Here is an 18,119-nt window from a genome sequence, read left to right as displayed (position 1 = left end):
TTTAGGAACTTGATAATGATTATTAATAACTAGCATTCCTTATACTGGAGACTTAATTCAATGGCTAAGCAGGTCGTTAAACCTAGCTCTTACTTTTTAGCTGCGTTTTGCTTTTTGGCTTTGCTGTTTTTTAACATGATTGAAGATAACTTACCGAGTGTCTTGATGTTCTTCGCATTATTTTTCTTATCACTCATTTTAGGCATTAATAAGCGCTTTGCCCTGCTCAAATTTATAGATAAAAAAGTGAAACGTATCAACACTTTTAAAACCATGTAGTCTCATCTTATTTGTTCAAAACGTATTTTATTTTGTTTGCTCGCCAAGGGTATTTATCTTAATTCTAGACACTTAGCACACGTCGAAGTAGTATTAAAAATGTTCATCTTAACCACATAATAATTTTTAAATCCTGTGACGAAGATGAAAGGATTAATATTTAACTTAAAGGATACTAAAATGAAAAAACTAATAATTTCTGCACTAATTACTGCCGCAACTTTCACTTTTAGCGCTAATTCTGATGCTCGAGGTATAGGTGAGGGGGAGTTTCGTTATTACCATTTCCAATGTCTAGACACTAACAATAAGCAATTATGGTTTGAAATTTCTTCAACTTATGATGCGTCATATAATGCACAATGCACGTCAGATGGCGGAACATTAAAGGTTACTAAAGTGTTTTGGTAATAAATAACCCGTGAAGTTTAATGGTCGCTTTTGCGACCATTTTTGCATGTAAATAAAAAAGGAAGCAAAGCGCTTCCCCTTTATGGTTGGATTTAAGACCCTTTAACTTTTTTGTGCACTGATCCAGCTATCTATATCACTTTCAACAATTGAAAGTGGGCGTGCACCTTTAAGTAAAATCAAATCATGAAACGCTTTAATATCGAACTTATCACCGAGTTCTGCTTTTGCTTTATCGCGTAATTCAACAAACTTAATCATGCCTAGCTTATAACCCAAAGCCTGACCCGGCCATGCGATATAACGGTCAATCGCCGAAATAACATCGCTCATTGCTGAACCCGTCGCTTCTGCAAAGTATTCTATTGCTTGCTGGCGCGTCCATCGCTTATGGTGTAAACCAGTATCAACCACTAAGCGAGCTGCGCGGTAAGCTTCAGCTTGAAGACGGCCCAGATCGCCAAATGGATCGTTTTCGTACATCCCCATCTCATAAGCAACCAGTTCAGAGTACAGTGCCCAGCCTTCAATAAAGCCGTTGAATGACGCATTTTGACGCATCAAACCTATATCGGTTTGCAGCATATTTAGCGCGATTTGAAAGTGGTGACCCGGAACAGCTTCATGGTAAGTCAATGTTTTTAAGCCAAAGCTTGGGACCGCTTTCATGTCTTTTAAATTAATGGCAAAAATACCTGGGCGACTACCGTCAAGTGACGGCGCATTGTAATAACCACCCGGCGCTCCGGCTTCGACAGCCTTAGGAATACGTTTCACTTCAACTGCTTGAGGTGGCAATGAAGAGAATAAATTTAACGCTTTTTCTTCAATGGTTTTAATTTCACCACGTAAGAATGCGAGTAATTTCTCTCGTCCTTCATCACTGTCAGCAAATAAGAAGCGCGGTTCTTCGCTAAGCTTCTGCATACGCTCGCCAACCGAACCTTGTGTATAACCGTTGGCTTTTAAAATCTTATCCATCTGCTCAGAAATACGTTTAACCTCAGCCAAACCGACATTATGAATTTCTTCAGCGGTCATGGTTGAGTCTGCTAGATATGTGATTTCATGCTGGTAAAACGCTTCACCATTTGGCTGTGCCCAAATACCCACTTTGCTTGGCGCCTTTGCTTCAAGTGCCTGCATATCTTTGCTTACTTTAGCAAAGGCTGGGTAAATCTCAGACTCGACAATGTTCGTCGCTTTTTTCACTAGCACCGCTTTGGTTTTCTTATCTAATTCACCCAGTGTTGTGAGTTTCTGAGCAAAACTGCTCACCAGCGGATGTTCTGATGCGACAGGTGCAGTGAAATTATTTAAGTAGCCTAAAGTATTTGCAAAAAGTGGCTTAGGTAAAATGATGCCCTTACTTGCATCGTCTGCCACTTTGCTGCGTACTTGTTCTGTTAAAGTCGCAAATTCTGATAAACGTTTAAGGTAGTCTGTGGCATCTTTTTCAGATGCAATACCGTGCTGGTCTTTTAATACATTAGGAATATCAATTAAAGGCCCTGAAATTTGGTTAACCACGTAAGGTAAGTGCCCACCCCAAGTATCAATATAACCTCCGCTAAACTGCTTATCACCGGCGTAATAACGGGCAATAACTTCATTAACAGCAACGTGTAAACGGTCTTTCTCTGATAAATTTTTACTCTGCAGTGCTTTAAGTTGCTCAGCCGCTTTATGCATATCAATTTGTAGTGCTTGCATACCCGCTAATGAGTAATTAGGTAAGCGACTTGCGTATTGACCATACTTGCTGCTATCTAGTTTTAAAGAGGTTGCTAAAGCTGGTTGGTGATTAATAAAAGTTTGAGTATATGCATTAATAATACTATCCACTTCAGAGCGATTTACTTGCGTCGTCTTTGTTTCGGCAGCTTGCGTTTGTTGCTGCGTTTTCTGTGTTGTTTCTGTTGAGCAGCCTGCTAATACGGCACAGACGGCTAATGCAGTTAAAGTATATTTGATCATGTTCGGCTCCAAGGTCATCACACCCCATTAATACCACAGCTCTACATAGTTCCCTTATTTGAGGGGCAGGTATAATGAAAATGCTCGTGATTTTTATTATTTTACGTTACGCAATTAACTAAATAGACTAGTTCTTTTTTGCACATTGTATGCAATCTATATTTTTGTGCCAGTGTTTACAGAAAAAACTTGTTGCTTTGTTGCTTTATAAAAAACAGTTAGAATAGCGTTCAATTCACTTATCGAGACTGACAACGAACGCCCATTATGAACAGACGCAAAAAAATCTACGAAAAGCTTAAAAAGAAAGATAAAAAAGCAAATGAAAAATTACATAAAAGTAATAAGCCAAAGTATATTTCTAAAGCTGAACGTGCCAAGTTAGAGGCCGAACAACAAGCCCAAACCGATGGCTCAACAGAAGTTTGCGATTAATAGCGTTTCATGGTTAATATGACCTAATCTTATTCAAGTTTATGCTGCTTTTAAGGATGAATAGCAAAATGAAGTTAACACGCTTCCCCCCCTTTTTATTGTTGTCAGCCCTACTCATATTGAGCGGTTGTAATGCCACTATTGGGCTTAATAAATCGCAACAAAATATACATATACCCAGTTGGTTTGTTAAACCCATTCAAAAAGACACGGTGGGGTTTATAGGCGCAGCAACAAAGTATGATAGCCAAGGTAGGATTAATATTGCTGGCAGCAGAAAAGCCGCATTAGTTAAATTACAAAGCTATCATCAACTTTCCATAACTAATATTGATAAACAACTTTTAACAGATGCCGCCAAATTACACCTTCCTTCAGGCAATACCGTGCGTTTTCTTCCTGAGTTTTTCTATCAAGGCGTTGTTTATAGTTATGCAACGCTCGAGCAAGACCAATTTTCTCTTAGCCAACAACAAACATTAACCACTCTATCCCGTTGCGAATTCAAACAATGTAACCCAGAGTGGCTATGTGATGAGCAATCAAATACCATCACAGGTGTGAGTTTTTACACCGCTACGCCCTCTCAACAACTGTTGATGGCACAACAAAATGCGAATTTAATCGCTGACTTACTCACCAAAAGCCAGGTACATGCAACAGAATTTATCAGCCAGTCAGCTGACACTAATGCAAACAGGCACAGCGCAAGTTTTAATCAGCAAAGTGATGTTAAAGCCACGGTAAAACAACATCATGCCATGCTTCTCAGCGAATTATGTGAATACCAAGGTACACTTATTGGCAATTTTGTCTTACCCAAAGCTCCGTTAGCACTACAAGAAAATTGGCGGTCTTTATCTGTGTATCAGGACCGTAGTGTGATCCAAGGCAGTTTTGGTCAAGGTGGCACTATGTCGTCTGACTTATTGCTCAGTTCAGCCATTGAATTGGCGATTAAAGATGCACTAATAGAACTTGCTAAAATTAAAGGCATTGCCATAGAAAATACCAGTTCACTGTCATTTAATGATGGCGCTTACTTTCTCTCAAAAAGTAAAATGACGGTCGATGAGCAAGTTTCTGGACAATTGCTCGATATCAGACTTAGTTATCAAAAAGACAACCCTGTTGTGAATGTATGGGTACTCGAGAACAATAATCAGCTCTAATAAACACTGACATAAAGTAACCAAAACTGGTTACATTTTACAAAGTAACCAAAATTAGTTACATTTATTCAAGTTACTTAATTAGGTTACTTATTATGCAAACCCCATCAGTGAGCTACCACAGCGTGATCACTGCCGATATCGTCAGTTCACAAACGCTTGCAGCAAATGATTATGAGCAACTAATCACACAACTGAAGCTTTATCTCACCGCCTTAAGAGCAGACTATGGTGCTGTTTTTCATATTTTTAGGGGTGACAGTTTCCAAGTCGCTTTTAAAGAAACAAATACTTTATTTAAACACGCCATATCGCTAAGACTGTTCTTTTTACAGCAAGGACTAGATGTGAAAGTCAGCTTGGCCAAGGGTGAAATCATGCTATCTCAAGGTACATTGGCAACAGCAACAGGCAAGGCGCTCGTAAAAGCGGGCCGTGGGCTAGATAACATTAAGCAACAGCGACTGATTTATAACAATACCTGTGACAGTAGCTTTTTACTGAATATTAAGTTCATTGATTTATTGCTTGGTAAACTGAGTAGCAAACAAGCCCAAGCGCTGCTGTTATATATACAACAAGATAAACCCGAGCATGCATTGCTTGCTGAGCAACTTAATACCAGCAGAGCAAATGTGACTAAGCTGCTTAACTTAGCAAATTACACCTTAATAGATGAATTCATTACTTTGAGCGCATCACAAACCTTCAGCAAGGAGACATAATATGGCTGAATGGCAAACTTTGCTTTTATGGCTAGTGATTGGCCATGTGATAGCCGATTTTTACTTGCAACCAATGAGTTGGGTGCACGATAGAAATAATCGCCATTTCAAATCCACTAAAGTCATTTGGCACAGCTTAATTCATGGTTTACTTGGTTTCGCAGCATTAGTTGCTTGGCAAGAAAATTATGATTTTGGAATAAGCGCCGCAGCTTTTGGCTATGCATCCTTCATTACCATCACTCATTACTTTATCGATATCGGTAAGTCATACTCAAGTAAGGGTGTGGTGCCATTTTTACTAGACCAACTCGCCCATTTATTCGTTATTCTATTAATAACAGTAAACCTAAGCGGACCACAAAACTTAAGTGAGCAGTTACTCTCATTTTTTAGTACCCCTGACAATTTGGTAATTGGACTTGGCTACTTATTGGTTCTTACACCCGCATCTGTAATGATCAGAATGCTCCTCGAGCGCTGGGCTTATATGGGAAATGAAGAAGAGAGCTTACCCCAAGCGGGCAACTTAATCGGCCAGCTCGAACGTGTACTGTTATTAACTTGCATTCTGATTGATAGCTGGGCGGCAGTCGGCTTTGTTTTAGCGGCTAAATCTGTATTTCGTTTTGGCGATTTAACTGCAAGCAAAGACAGAAAGCTCACCGAATATGTGATGCTAGGCACGCTTGTAAGTATTTTAGTTACTTTGAGTGTGGCCGGGTTAATTAAAACCGTGATATAGAAAAGTTGGTGGGTAAAGTTAATTTACCTGCCAATTTTGCATCTCAACCAAGCGGCTTTTGGTTCGCTCAAACGCAAAGGCCAATTGTTCACCCACATATAACTCGCTTAAATCACACTGTGCATCAATAATAAGCAAGCAATGTTGCTCGTAACACTCATCAACTAGCGCAATGAAACGTCGCGCTTCATCATCGAATCGGGCGTTTTGAATCGTTGAATGTGCGCGTTGATAACCGTCTTCTATGCCTTGAGTTACTAATTTTTCATCAGGTTCTGCGCCCATTTTTGGCACTTTACTGATAAAAATAACTTTGTGTTTTTGCGCCAATTCAATGTAATCAGCAGTTGCTCTTGGGGTTGAACACAAGGCCATAAAGTCAAACAAATAACCCTGCTCACTTTTTCCTAAAACTTCGACTTCTCTGCGACATATCTCTATTTGTGCGGTTTCTAACACACCATGAGCACGTTCAAATTGCGCTAAAAACTGAGTCTGGTTTTGCACAAAATAATGGGTGTAATTCGCACCATGGGCAAAGCGGTGATCAACTTCACCTGCAACGTTAATCACATCGCACTTTGCTAATAATAATTCTATGGTCGGTAAAAATCGCTCGCGGGCTAAGCCATTATGATAAAGCTGTTCTGGGTGCGCATTTGAGGTCGCCACCAGCACCACTCCTTCATTAAATAAGGCTTCGAACAGTCTTGCCATAATCATGGCATCACCAATATCAGTGACAAAGAACTCATCAAAGCAAAGTACTTTGGCATTGCGCGCCCAGTCTTTTGCAACCTGCTGCAACGGGTTAATAGTTCCTTGTAACGCATTTAAAGCCTTATGGACTTGCACCATAAAATGATGAAAGTGGAGCCGCTGCTTAGTCACACCCGATAAATGCTCAAAAAACAAATCCATCAGCATGGTTTTTCCTCGTCCAACTGGGCCATATAAATATAAGCTTTGCCCCTCAGTTCCTACTTCAAGTGAGTGACACAATTTATCTAATGCAACAACAGCCACTCGTTGAGCTGGGTCATTTTGAAGGGCGAGTGATTGAATTTGTGCAAGATAAATATCGGTCAATGTCATACGTATATCTATAAAATGAAGGAGTGAAAAAGTACGTGTAGTTTACAGTTTTTATCGTAGATAAATAAATTCTCTACGATAGAAGAAAAAGCGCCAGGGGCAGCCGGCGCTTTTTAAATTAGTATTCAAGGGGAATGAATACCTTTGCTCTCAGTAATTTAACCAGTATAGATGAAATCACTAAAAGTCCAGTAAAGTATAGGTCGTTTTACTTATACTTAACTAAGACCACTGTGCTCAGTGCTGGTACATCAATTCCCTCTGCTGTAATTTTTGTCTCTTTGACCACAGGGTCATGACCCTGTTTTAGCACTGGATGTAACTGGTAATCTTGACTTTCGACAACTTTGAATGAATTTTGTTCATTATTAGCGTTGAAGATCACCAAAATACGCGAAAATTTGTTATCTACAGCCTCACCCTGAGTATCATCTAACTGCATAACAATTAGACCTGATTGATGATTTTTATCATTCACCGATTTTTGCGTATTTAAAAATTGGACTTTTTGCTGAACTTGTTCTGCTGTCGCTAAACGGAATAGCTCAGAGCTATTTCTGATTTTCAGCATGTCTATGAACATGCCCTTTGCACGCTTAATGTCAGCTGAACTCACATCATCACGGTCTTGGTGGCCTGCAAGTACTGTTTTAATCAAAGGCCAGTTATCTTTGTCTTTATCAGCAGGCGGTAGACCAACATCATAGTTATTACTTTGCATCGCAAAGTCTGTGGCATTGAACCAATCGCCATAATCGTAGCTGTCACGTAAGAATGACTTTGAGCGTAATAACTCAGATCCCATATGAATAAATGGAATACCTTGACCGTACATCACATAACTCATGCTTTGTGCATGTAAGCGCACACGCTCAGCGGTGGTTAAATCAAACGCCAAACGGTATTGGCTGTTATCCCACAATGTTTGGTTATCATGCTTAGACACATAGTTAATGGTGTCTGCAGGGTCAAACGCATAACCTGTTGGTTGGTTACCATAAGGCACGTCTTTCCCTAAGCGTTTTGCTAACCCATTGTATTTATTAGCCAAGTTATATTCAGCTAAGTTGCCCGCCATGCCAATGCGCACCTGATCCATCGCCACAAAATAACGCTGCTTTGTTTGTTCGTCAGTCTGTAACTCGTTAGGTAACGTTAACAAACCATTGCCCACACCTTGTGTGTCACGGGTGTTATTGCCTGGGCCACGAACTGCATCGCGAAGGCGGTCGCTAAAAGTACCAATTTCAGTGCCGCCCAGCTCTAATTGGCTGGCTTGAACGAACTGTGAATTATTGGCCACTTCACCGAAGTTCCAACCTTCACCGTAGAAGTAGGTATCAGGATCAACTTCACGAACTAGCTCGCGTGCTTGCAGCATCTCCGCCTTTGGCTGATGACCCATTAAGTCGAATCTGAAACCATCGATTTTATAATCACGGGCCCAAGTCACCAATGAGTCATTCATTAGCTTTGCCATCATGGTACGCTCAGTAGCAGTATTACCACAGGTGTAACAGGTTGACTGCTCAACAATGCCAGTCGTTGGATTTAAACGGTGGTAGTATCCCGGCACAATTTTGTCGAGCACTGAGTTTTTCGCCATACCGAACTGATGAGTATGGTTGTAAACCACGTCCATGATCACACGAAAGCCCATTACATGTAGGTTTTGTACCATTTTTCTAAATTCGACAATACGCGTTACACCCATAGAGTCTGTCGCATAACTGCCTTCTGGTACAGTGTAATGGAAAGGATCATAGCCCCAGTTGTAGTTATCTAACTGGCGAATTTCACTTACCAACTTTTGCGCTTGGCTGGTGTTGGGATCATAGCTTTTTAAAATATCAACAATGCGCGTGCCTTCAGGCCAAGTAATTTGGCATTCAGCGAGTTTTGGTAGCTGCGCGCACACTGTTGAAATTGATGACGTTTGATCGATAACCGTTGCTGCATCTTCGTTTATGCTACCTAAATCATAAGTCGGCAGTAAATGAATGTTGTTTAAACCCGCATCTCTCAGTGCCGCTAAATGCTTCATGCCATCCGAGTTCATATCGGTAAAGGCTAAGTACTTACCACGCCAAGCGTTATTGCTCAGCGCCTTATCGCTGGCGCTAAAGTCACGAATATGGGTTTCGTATAACACATTGTCTTCTGGTTTATTGATACTTGGTACTGAGTGACTTGCCCAGCCCGTTGGCTGCGTATCTTTGCTATTTAAGTCAATAACTTGAGCATGAGTACTGTTTGTCGACAAACTCAATGCATAAGGGTCAGTAGTAACAATGGTTTCGACTTTTTTCGTTTCAGGATGATAAACCGAAATTTCATACTGATAATAATCAAGCGCAGCGACGTTGCTAGCATTTACCTGCCAAACACCCGTGCTTTTATCTTCTTGCATAGCAATTTTCTTTGCAGGATTAGCAATGTTATTGCCAAACGCTAACAACGACACTTTTTGAGCGCTAGGTGCCCAGAGTTTAAATTGCACAGAATCTGCTAGTACGGTTGCGCCCAAATCCGTTACTTCATTGGCATCATTTGCCGTTAAAGTATAAAGCGAATCTAATAGCTCACCTTGTTGAACAAAGCTAACTAGCTCACCATTGCTATCGACAACACTCACTTGACCTTTCGCCCAATCTTTCGCTTGCTGATTCGAAAGTGCGACTTTATATGCTTTAAAATCAGCTAAATGAGGGTAACTAGCGGCAACCCAAGCAGGCAGTTCAACCGCTGCTAATGTTGCTTGTTGTGACATTTGTCCTTCAAGTAAGGTCGCTTTTAATTTTAAATTTGTCTTCGCAATAGACGGTGCGAGTAAAACTAACTCAGACGTTAGCCAGTGCGCAGCATAAGCGGCCTGCGGTGCGAGCTGTTCAACTTGTTGTTTTGGTGCTTGTGATGTGTCCATCATTTGGCAAGCACTCAAAGATGCCACAAGCGGGATTATTGTCATTTTCGGAATTAAACCCAAAGACTTTGTTACTTTGCGCATTGGCGAGTCCCATTATTATCAATGTATTTTCAACTAGGTCATACGTTACTGAATGCCCTATATTCGACACAACCAAATGAATAGCTTTTGCATACGTATTCAAAGCGCATGGACTAGACTGGTAGTTATGAATACGTATGCATTAACTATTCATCAACACAACGCGGCTATATATTAAGCTCCGACAACCCATAACATGTTGGCGTGACCAAACTATTACACAAGTTACTATAAAATTTGGCATGTTAACGGTAAAACCGAACACCTATGGCAACGGGGATAAAACAAATGCAAAAACTAAAACCAAGCAAAATGACTTTGGCACTTTTAGCAAGCGGCTTTGCTGCGATGAGTGCACCAATGTTTGCAGTTGCACAAGATGCAGAGCAAAAAGCACAAAAAGACGTTGAAGTTATCGAAGTAAAAGGCTTCCGCCGCTCTCTAGTTGAATCAATCAACGCAAAACGTTTCTCATCAAGCGTTGTTGAAACAATCTCAGCTGAAGACATCGGTAAACTACCTGATTCTTCAATTGCAGAATCTTTATCTCGCCTGCCAGGTCTTGCTACACAGCGTTTAGATGGCCGCGCAAGTAAAATCTCAATCCGTGGTTTTGGTGAAAATGAAAGCGGCACAACATTAAATGGCCGTGAACAAGTTTCAATCAGCGACAACCGTGGCGCTGAATTCGACCTTTACCCTTCAGAAATCATGAGCGGTGTAACCGTTTATAAAACACCAGATGCAAGCATCGAAGGTGAAGGCATTGCAGGTACTGTAAACCTACAAACAATTAAGCCATTAGATCAAGACGATCGTATTATCCAAGTTAATGGTGTAATCGAAAAAACCAGTTTCGACAAATTAAACCCAGACGGTGAAGACAAAGGCCATAAAGCAACTTTCTTCTACCTAGACAAATTCGCTGATGACACAATCGGTGTGGCATTTGCACTTAACACCATGAGCTCGCCAAACCAAGAGAAACGCTGGAACGCATGGGGCTACCCTGAGTTTGAAGCTGATGGCAAACAATTCTCTATTTTAGGTGGTGCAAAACCATACGTTCGCTCTTCGGAGCTTGAGCGTGATTCAATGATGTTCGTACTAGAAGCGGCACCTCGTGATGACGTGCGTATGACATTTGATGCACTTTATGTAGACTTCCTTGATAAGCAAATTCTTCGTGGTATCGAAATTCCTTTCGCATGGGGTCAAGGCAAACTTTCTGCACAGAATTTAGATGAAGCTTCTGGCTTTATCACAGCAGGTACAACTGAAGGCCAGCGCGTTGTTGTTCGTAACGACTACAACGAACGTGACGCTGAGATGAAGTCATTAGGTTTCAATACCAAATGGGATGTAAACGCTGATCTTCGTTTAGACTTTGATGTGAGCTACTCAAAAGTTGAAAAGAAAATCGTCGGTATTGAAAGCTATGCAGGTACTGGCCGTGGTGATGCTCGAGGTGAAGCTGACACATTAAGCTACACACTTGACGGCGGTAACACGGGCGCGAAGTTCAATCACAACCTAGACTATGCTGACTACAACCTAATTCAATTAGGTGGCCCATTAAGCTGGGGTTGGAGTGGTGCACTAAACGATGCATTTTATGTAACGGGTACTGATTTCGAAAACCAGCTTCAAGATGGCTTCATCAATACACCAGAAGTTGAAGATGAACTTAAATCACTGAAGTTTGCAGCTACACAAGCTATCGACAGCAACATTATTTCTTCAGTATCAGCGGGTATTTCATACCGTGACCGCGAAAAAGCGAAGCTATCTGAAGGTTATTTCTTAACGCTTTCTAGCTTTAGCTATCCAAATAACACAGGCATGATGGTTGTTCCTGAGCAATACCGTTTAGGTACTGCCGATCTAGACTTCATCGGTATGGGCAACATGGTTGCTTACGACGTAAACGGTCTAGTTCGCGACGGTTATTACTATGGCCTGCAAGAAAGCTTAACGAATTCTTCTCACGCGACTAAGTCTTGGTCAGTACGTGAAAAAGTAACGTCTTTATATGTTAAAGCTGACATCGACACAGAAGTTGCAAATATGCCTCTAACAGGTAATGCAGGTCTGCGTTATGTGCGCTCTGAGCAATCATCTAAAGGTAATGCATTTAATACCGTTGATGGCGAAGTTAAGACTTCACCAACAAACATCAGCCACGACTATAACCATTTATTACCTAGCTTAAACTTAACGTTAAAGCTATCTGATGACCAATCAGTACGTTTCGGTGCAGCGAAAACCATCTCTCGTGCACGTCTTGACGAAATGAATGCGTCTTTCAGCGCAACATACAACCAGCAGCCTGATTCAAACGGCAACAACTGGTCAATTGGTGGTGGTAACCCTAGACTTGAGCCTAAAGAAGCGTTTGGTTTAGATTTAACTTACGAAAACTACTTCAGCAGCGAAGGTTACTTTGCAGTTGCACTATTCCATAAAGACATCACTAACTGGCACTTCGACGGTCAATATGCGGTTGATATGACAGGCGTTGTAGATCCTATATCACGTGAAGTTCCGCCAAACCCAAATGGAACTGGTAGTGGTAAAGTCAATGGTGGAGAAGGAACACTTTGGGGTTATGAGCTATCAGGTACATTACCGCTAAATGTTTTCTCTGAGTCATTAGACGGTTTTGGTCTAATCGCAAGCTACACTGGCGTAGAATCTGATCTTAACAACCCAGAAGGTGCTGAGTACAAGATCCCAGGTCTATCAGAAAGTATTTCAACATTTACTTTCTACTACGAAAACAACGGTTTCTCTGCACGTGCAAGCATGCGTAAACGTGATGACTTTAAGGGCGACGTAAACGGTATCGGTTACACAGCAACACAAGTAGACATCATGGGTGAAACAATTTGGGATGCGCAAATTGGTTACGACTTTGGTGAAGCGGGTTATAGAGAACTTGAAGGTCTATCTGTATTCTTACAAGGTTACAACCTGACTGAAGAGCCATTCACAACACTAAGTGGTGACAATGCGTTACAGGTACGTGATTACCAAGATTACGGCCGTAACTACTCGTTAGGCTTCGCATATAAGTTCTAAACGAGCGTGATAAAGCTAAGTTAGTTATGATAGCCCTTGCGATGAAAATCCAAGGGCTTTTTTATACGGATTTTTGAGAGATGACGAAAAGAATACCATCTATCAACTGAGCCAAAACTTGGTAGCATCGACTTTATGTCGGGTTTAAATAGCTAGACAGTTTAAACGATTAGAATCAGCTCATTAAGTGAAACTAAGCACGGTAGCACCGACTTTATGTCGGGTTTAAATAACTAAACAGTTTAAACTCTTAAAATCGACTCATTAGCTACTGCTAAACACGGTAGCACCGACTTTATGTCGGGTTTAAATAGCTAAACCGTTTAAACTATTAGAATCAGCTCATTAAGTGAAACTAAGCACGGTAGCACCGACTTTTAGTCGGGTTTAAATAGCTAAACAGTTTAAACTATTAGAATCAGCTCATTAAGTAAAACTAAGCACGGTAGCACCGACTTTTTGTCGGGTTTAAATAGCTAAACAGTTTAAACTATTAGAATCAGCTCATTAAGTGAAACTAAGCACGGTAGCACCGACTTTAAATCGGGTCTAAAGCGCAGCTTATTAACGTGCTATACAGGGTAAATTATGCAAAATAAAATTAACCATGTTGTCATTGTTGGTGGTGGCACCGCGGGCTGGATGACCGCAAATCTCCTTGCAAAAGTGTTAGGAAAAAGCATCAATGTCACTTTGCTCGAATCAAACGACATCGCCACTGTTGGTGTAGGAGAAGCAACCATCCCGCCGATTTTGCATTTTAATCAAGCCATTGGTGTCAATGAACACGCCTTTATGCAGGCTTCAAAAGCAACCATTAAGCTCGGTATTCAATTTGAGAATTGGCTCAAGCCTGAGCATAACTATATGCATGCCTTTGGTAGTATAGGTAAAAACTTCCCATTCTGTGATTTTCATCACTTTTGGCTAAAACAACAAAATAACAACACACAAGTCGATAACCTAACGTATTGGGATTACTCACTTAACTACCAAGCTGCTAAACACAACAAATTCCAAAAGTTAAAAAATATCCCCAACACCAACCTGCCAGGCATTGCCTACGCCTATCATTTTGATGCGGGATTATACGCCAAGTTTTTAACTGAACACGGTAAGCAGCAAGGGGTTAAACATGTCATCGGCACAGTAAAACAAGTAAATCAAAACCATGAAACGGGCTTTATAGAGAGCCTGTTACTCGATGACAATACGCAACTCAATGGCGACTTATTTATCGACTGTACTGGCATGCACGCCCTACTCATCGAAAAGGCACTCAGTACAGGCTATGAAGATTGGTCACATTGGTTACCGTGCGATCGCGCTATGGCAGTCCCGAGTGAAAACGCCGAAACGCTTGTGCCTTATACGCGCTCTATCGCCCACCATGTTGGCTGGCAATGGCAAATTCCGTTACAACATAGAACGGGTAATGGCTTGGTTTACAGTTCAAAACACATGAGTGACAACGAAGCCAAAAAAACGCTTCTAGGAAATCTACCAGGCAAACCACTAAGCGAACCAAGAGTTATTAAATTTAGAACGGGCCGTCGCAGAAAGGTCTGGAACAAAAACGTCATCAGCATTGGCCTATCAAGTGGCTTTTTAGAGCCATTAGAATCAACCAACATTCACCTCGTGCAAAGCGTAGCTACACGCTTACTCAAGTTCTTCCCACATAATGGCATTAGCCAAACCCTAGTGGACGAATTTAACCGCTTGTGTAAGACCGAAGTAGAAGGCATTCGAGACTTTATTATTTTGCACTACAAGTTAAACGCACGCAGCGACAATGCGTTTTGGCGACAATGTCAGCAAATGGATGTTCCCGATACACTGAATACTAAAATTGAGCTGTTCAAACAAACAGGTAAAGTACATTGCGAGCCGAACGACTTATTCACTGAAATCGCTTGGCAACAAGTGATGCTCGGGCAAGGCATTACCCCTGCTGATACTCACCCGCTTGTTGATGGGTTAAGTAATGAACAAATTGAAGATATGATGAATAGCCTGCGCACGTTGGTAGATAAGACTGTCGAAACCATGCCAACTCACCAAGACTTTTTATCTACACTCATTTAATTAATCTACTATCAGGTATGGGTTGAAAATTCGTACCTGATAAACAAATACCCTACCGAAACCCATAAAATAGTTAGTATTAAAACTATTTATTGGGACTATAAATAAAATAGATAATTACGCTAAAACACTGAAAAATATAAACTTAACTATTTACACCCATCTTTTAACTGTTAAATTTTCATTACAGCACTTGCTATAAGCGCCTAAAACCAGTAGTCTTTTTAGCACAAATTCTTTGAGCACTAACTAATTTAGCTTTAAAAGTTACTCAAAAAAGTTAGTCGCTTGTCAAAAAGTCCGTTACGCAATTATTCATTGCGACATGACCTTTTCGGCTCAACCAAACCATGGTTCGCCTGCCGAGAACGGTTCGATACCTTGCTACTGCGAGGATCACAATCAAATTTTTTAATTATTAATATGATCTAAGTCGTGCATTTGCACTGGGTCTTCACGTTTGAGAAAAGCTTATCAGCTTCCTCGAATTTGCATATCTGCACATCTGCGCTTTGCTCTACACAGTGTTCTCACGTCTTAGCTATACAACCCTATTGCGCCGGTAGGAAAAGAGGAACTTGCAGAAAATGAGTTTAACAAACACAAAAAGATTGGTTATAAAAGTTGGTAGCGCCTTGATAGCGCCACAACAAGATGGCTGTAAAGCACGTTACCTGCTTAATATCGCTCAGTTTATTGTTAGAGCTCGCGCTCAAGGTGTTGAAGTTTTATTGGTTTCATCGGGATCTGTTGCCGCTGGTGCGCATCATTTTAAAAACCCTGACCGCAGTAATATCGCAATCAAAAAAGCCATGGCTGCAGCAGGTCAAATGGAGATGATGTCAACGTGGGATCGCTTTTTTGATTTTCCATCAGCGCAACTTCTGATGACACACGCAGATTTACGTGACAAAGAACGTTATGAAAGTATTCGTCAAACATTGTTTAGTTTATTAAATGAAGGCATTTTGCCAATTATCAATGAAAACGATGCAGTAACAACCGAGCACTTAAAAGTGGGTGATAACGATAACTTATCGGCAATGGTCGCCGCTGCGGCAGATGCTGATACTTTAATTATTTGCTCCGATGTTGACGGTTTATATGACCAGAATCCAAAGACAAACCCAGACGCAAAGCTCATTAAAGAGGTAAATACCATTACCTCGGCGATTTATGAGATGACAGGCGGTCCAAATAGCGCCGTAGGTACTGGCGGTATGCGCACTAAGCTTGAAGCGGCTGAAAAAGCCACATCACATGGTATCGCGACTTATATCATCAACGGGTTTGATGAAAGTACTTTTAACGCACTACTCGATGGCGACAACCCGGGCACTTTATTCACGCCATTTAAAAATCCAATGGAAGAAGCCCAACACTGGATGACACACACAGCAGCTGAACATGGTGAGCTTGTTGTTGAGTGTGAAGGGTTAAACAACAGTGAGGAGCTCAATTGTGAAGAGATCCTCTCTGTAGAAGGTGAATTCTCAGCAGGTGAAACAGTGCTGATCAAAAACACCAAAGGGGAGCGTTTGGCTAAAGCAAGCAGTAATTACAGCAGCTGCTTATTGAACTTTATTACACAAAATACCGATGGTATAAATACTAGCCAAATGCAAAATAGTATTGGCCCTATTATTTCGAAAAACGACATTGCTGTGCTGGAGAGAAAACAATCATGAGCTTAATTACAAATTTATCAAAACAAGCGGCGAAAGCGGCAAAAGTATTGGCATTACTAACAACAGAGCAGAAAAACCAAGTGCTTCAAGCGATGGCTAATGCACTGCGTGCAGAAACAGATCATATTCTTAGTGCAAACCAAGAAGATTTAGCCAATGCCAAACAAAATGATTTAAGCCCAGCCATGATTGATCGCCTTACGCTTACTCCCGCACGCATTGAAGACATGGCGCAAGGTATCGAAACCATCGTGTCGTTAGACGATCCGGTAGGGAAAACGCGCAGCATGGGCACTCGACCAAATGGCATCGAAATCAATAAAATGCGCATTCCCCTAGGCGTGGTATGTATGATTTATGAAGCACGCCCAAATGTCACAGCCGATGCGGGCGCACTGTGCTTTAAATCAGGTAATGGCGTGATTTTACGTGGCGGTAAAGAAGCACTCGCCAGCTCAATGGCCATTGCCAAGGTTATGCATAAGATTTTAGCTGAGTTTAATCTACCAGAAGCGCTTATTACTGTGGTGCCAGATCCAGATCGCGCTTTAATGATGGAGTTGATGCAGCAAAAAGAGTACATCGACCTAATTATTCCACGCGGTGGTGAAGGGCTTATCAACTTTGTGACTGAAAACAGTACCGTACCTGTCATCCAGCATTTTAAAGGCGTGTGTCATTTATATGTTGATAAAGACGCAGATTTAAACGTCGCAGAAGCCCTACTACTAAACGGTAAAGCTCAGCGTACTGGCGTATGTAATGCCCTAGAAGGCTTGGTGGTTCATAAAGACATCGCCGATAAGTTCTTAAACCAAGTGGCCCCAATTTTGCGGGCTGCCAATGTGAAAGTGAATGCCTGTAAACGCGCTGCAGAATACTTTGACGACGTCACTGTACTAAACGATGACGAATTTGGTGAAGAGTATTTAGCACTAGAGATTGCCATTCGTATTGTCGATGACTTTGCAGGTGCAATCGACCATATCGACCAATTTGGTAGTCATCACACTGAGGTGATCTGTACTAAAAACCAAGAAACAGCCACGCTGTTCCAACGCAGTGTCGATGCATCTGTGGTTATGGTGAATGCGTCATCACGCTTCAGCGACGGCGGCCAATTGGGTCTTGGCGCCGAAATTGGTATCGCAACTACTAAGCTACATGCCTACGGCCCAATGGGCTTAGAGTCATTAACTACTGAAAAGTACTTAGTGAATGGCACAGGTCAGGTGAGAGATTAAGAGTTTGCGAGTTTGCGAGTTTGCGAGTTTGCGAGTTTGCGAGTTTGCGAAAATAATATCGCCTCGATAGCTAAACCAAATCCGGTAGCACCGACTTTATGTCGGGTTTTGATAGCGAATAAAAACAATATAAGCTGAATGACATAAAACTCTTTTGTAGGCGCGGGTTTAC

At 41.4% G+C, this 18,119-nt stretch carries 13 protein-coding genes; 10 read left to right on the top strand and 3 right to left on the bottom strand.

The features are described 5' to 3' along the window. Nucleotides 1-60: 60 nt before the first annotated feature. Both ACH784_RS20785 and ACH784_RS20780 read left to right on the top strand, forming a co-directional pair. Complete coding sequence (locus tag ACH784_RS20785; RefSeq protein WP_404395656.1) at nucleotides 61-279, top strand: hypothetical protein; 219 nt, start codon at nucleotides 61-63, stop codon at nucleotides 277-279. A 180-nt stretch (nucleotides 280-459) separates the two neighbouring features. Beyond that, nucleotides 460-690 carry a hypothetical protein gene (locus tag ACH784_RS20780; RefSeq protein ID WP_404395655.1) on the top strand — a complete coding sequence of 77 codons (231 nt, stop codon included), beginning with the start codon at nucleotides 460-462 and terminating at the stop codon, nucleotides 688-690. Between the two features lie 102 nt (nucleotides 691-792). Here ACH784_RS20780 and ACH784_RS20775 read toward each other — a convergent pair whose 3' ends face one another. Beyond that, the gene (locus ACH784_RS20775) at nucleotides 793-2,667 is read right to left on the bottom strand and encodes a DUF885 domain-containing protein (protein WP_404395653.1); all 1,875 of its coding nucleotides are present in this window, start codon (nucleotides 2,665-2,667) and stop codon (nucleotides 793-795) included. Between the two features lie 267 nt (nucleotides 2,668-2,934). Here ACH784_RS20775 and ACH784_RS20770 point away from each other — a divergent pair, with 267 nt between their 5' ends. The 4 genes from ACH784_RS20770 (at nucleotide 2,935) to ACH784_RS20755 (ending at nucleotide 5,744) form a co-directional block, all read left to right on the top strand. Further along, a complete protein-coding gene (locus ACH784_RS20770) occupies nucleotides 2,935-3,102 on the top strand; it encodes a DUF2986 domain-containing protein (RefSeq protein WP_404395651.1) in 168 nt (55 codons plus the stop codon). 68 nt (nucleotides 3,103-3,170) lie between these two features. Next, entirely contained in the window at nucleotides 3,171-4,274 is a 1,104-nt protein-coding gene (locus ACH784_RS20765; protein ID WP_404395649.1) for a hypothetical protein, read from the top strand. Nucleotides 4,275-4,369: 95 nt separating this feature from the next. After that, nucleotides 4,370-4,999 (top strand): hypothetical protein, encoded by a 630-nt coding sequence (locus ACH784_RS20760; protein WP_404395648.1) that lies wholly within the window; start codon nucleotides 4,370-4,372, stop codon nucleotides 4,997-4,999. Nucleotide 5,000: 1 nt separating this feature from the next. After that, nucleotides 5,001-5,744, top strand: a complete 744-nt coding sequence (locus tag ACH784_RS20755) for a DUF3307 domain-containing protein (protein ID WP_404395646.1) — start codon at nucleotides 5,001-5,003, stop codon at nucleotides 5,742-5,744. Nucleotides 5,745-5,762: 18 nt separating this feature from the next. Here the strand turns inward: ACH784_RS20755 and zapE are convergent, their stop codons facing one another. Then, nucleotides 5,763-6,839: a cell division protein ZapE gene (gene zapE / locus ACH784_RS20750; RefSeq protein WP_404395644.1), complete on the bottom strand. Its 1,077-nt coding sequence runs from the start codon at nucleotides 6,837-6,839 to the stop codon at nucleotides 5,763-5,765. Between the two features lie 208 nt (nucleotides 6,840-7,047). Beyond that, nucleotides 7,048-9,846, bottom strand: coding sequence for a pullulanase-type alpha-1,6-glucosidase (gene pulA / locus ACH784_RS20745; RefSeq protein WP_404395643.1), 2,799 nt, complete (start codon nucleotides 9,844-9,846; stop codon nucleotides 7,048-7,050). 288 nt (nucleotides 9,847-10,134) lie between these two features. Between pulA and ACH784_RS20740 the strand changes: the two genes are divergently transcribed. The 4 genes from ACH784_RS20740 (at nucleotide 10,135) to ACH784_RS20725 (ending at nucleotide 17,947) form a co-directional block, all read left to right on the top strand. Continuing rightward, complete coding sequence (locus ACH784_RS20740) at nucleotides 10,135-12,927, top strand: TonB-dependent receptor (protein WP_404395641.1); 2,793 nt, start codon at nucleotides 10,135-10,137, stop codon at nucleotides 12,925-12,927. Between the two features lie 588 nt (nucleotides 12,928-13,515). Beyond that, nucleotides 13,516-15,015 carry a tryptophan halogenase family protein gene (locus ACH784_RS20735; RefSeq protein WP_404395639.1) on the top strand — a complete coding sequence of 500 codons (1,500 nt, stop codon included), beginning with the start codon at nucleotides 13,516-13,518 and terminating at the stop codon, nucleotides 15,013-15,015. 587 nt (nucleotides 15,016-15,602) lie between these two features. Next, nucleotides 15,603-16,703: a glutamate 5-kinase gene (gene proB, locus ACH784_RS20730; RefSeq protein ID WP_404395637.1), complete on the top strand. Its 1,101-nt coding sequence runs from the start codon at nucleotides 15,603-15,605 to the stop codon at nucleotides 16,701-16,703. Then, complete coding sequence (locus ACH784_RS20725; protein ID WP_404395635.1) at nucleotides 16,700-17,947, top strand: glutamate-5-semialdehyde dehydrogenase; 1,248 nt, start codon at nucleotides 16,700-16,702, stop codon at nucleotides 17,945-17,947. The genes proB and ACH784_RS20725 overlap by 4 nt, the downstream gene beginning before the upstream one ends. Nucleotides 17,948-18,119: the final 172 nt, after the last annotated feature.

It is taken from the genome of Pseudoalteromonas phenolica (assembly GCF_044788725.1).
Classification (GTDB): Bacteria; Pseudomonadota; Gammaproteobacteria; order Enterobacterales; family Alteromonadaceae; genus Pseudoalteromonas; species Pseudoalteromonas phenolica_C.
This window is presented reverse-complemented; position numbering and strand designations above follow the sequence as displayed.

Excerpts from the sequence above, each read along its gene's own strand:
- ACH784_RS20740 (WP_404395641.1), top strand. The coding sequence starts at position 10,135 with ATGCAAAAACTAAAACCAAGCAAAATGACTTTGGCACTTTTAGCAAGC.
- ACH784_RS20775 (WP_404395653.1), bottom strand. The coding sequence starts at position 2,667 with ATGATCAAATATACTTTAACTGCATTAGCCGTCTGTGCCGTATTAGCA.
- ACH784_RS20755 (WP_404395646.1), top strand. The coding sequence starts at position 5,001 with ATGGCTGAATGGCAAACTTTGCTTTTATGGCTAGTGATTGGCCATGTG.
- ACH784_RS20770 (WP_404395651.1), top strand. The coding sequence starts at position 2,935 with ATGAACAGACGCAAAAAAATCTACGAAAAGCTTAAAAAGAAAGATAAA.
- ACH784_RS20765 (WP_404395649.1), top strand. The coding sequence starts at position 3,171 with ATGAAGTTAACACGCTTCCCCCCCTTTTTATTGTTGTCAGCCCTACTC.
- ACH784_RS20785 (WP_404395656.1), top strand. The coding sequence starts at position 61 with ATGGCTAAGCAGGTCGTTAAACCTAGCTCTTACTTTTTAGCTGCGTTT.
- ACH784_RS20760 (WP_404395648.1), top strand. The coding sequence starts at position 4,370 with ATGCAAACCCCATCAGTGAGCTACCACAGCGTGATCACTGCCGATATC.
- pulA (WP_404395643.1), bottom strand. The coding sequence starts at position 9,846 with ATGCGCAAAGTAACAAAGTCTTTGGGTTTAATTCCGAAAATGACAATA.
- ACH784_RS20780 (WP_404395655.1), top strand. The coding sequence starts at position 460 with ATGAAAAAACTAATAATTTCTGCACTAATTACTGCCGCAACTTTCACT.
- proB (WP_404395637.1), top strand. The coding sequence starts at position 15,603 with ATGAGTTTAACAAACACAAAAAGATTGGTTATAAAAGTTGGTAGCGCC.
- ACH784_RS20735 (WP_404395639.1), top strand. The coding sequence starts at position 13,516 with ATGCAAAATAAAATTAACCATGTTGTCATTGTTGGTGGTGGCACCGCG.
- ACH784_RS20725 (WP_404395635.1), top strand. The coding sequence starts at position 16,700 with ATGAGCTTAATTACAAATTTATCAAAACAAGCGGCGAAAGCGGCAAAA.
- zapE (WP_404395644.1), bottom strand. The coding sequence starts at position 6,839 with ATGACATTGACCGATATTTATCTTGCACAAATTCAATCACTCGCCCTT.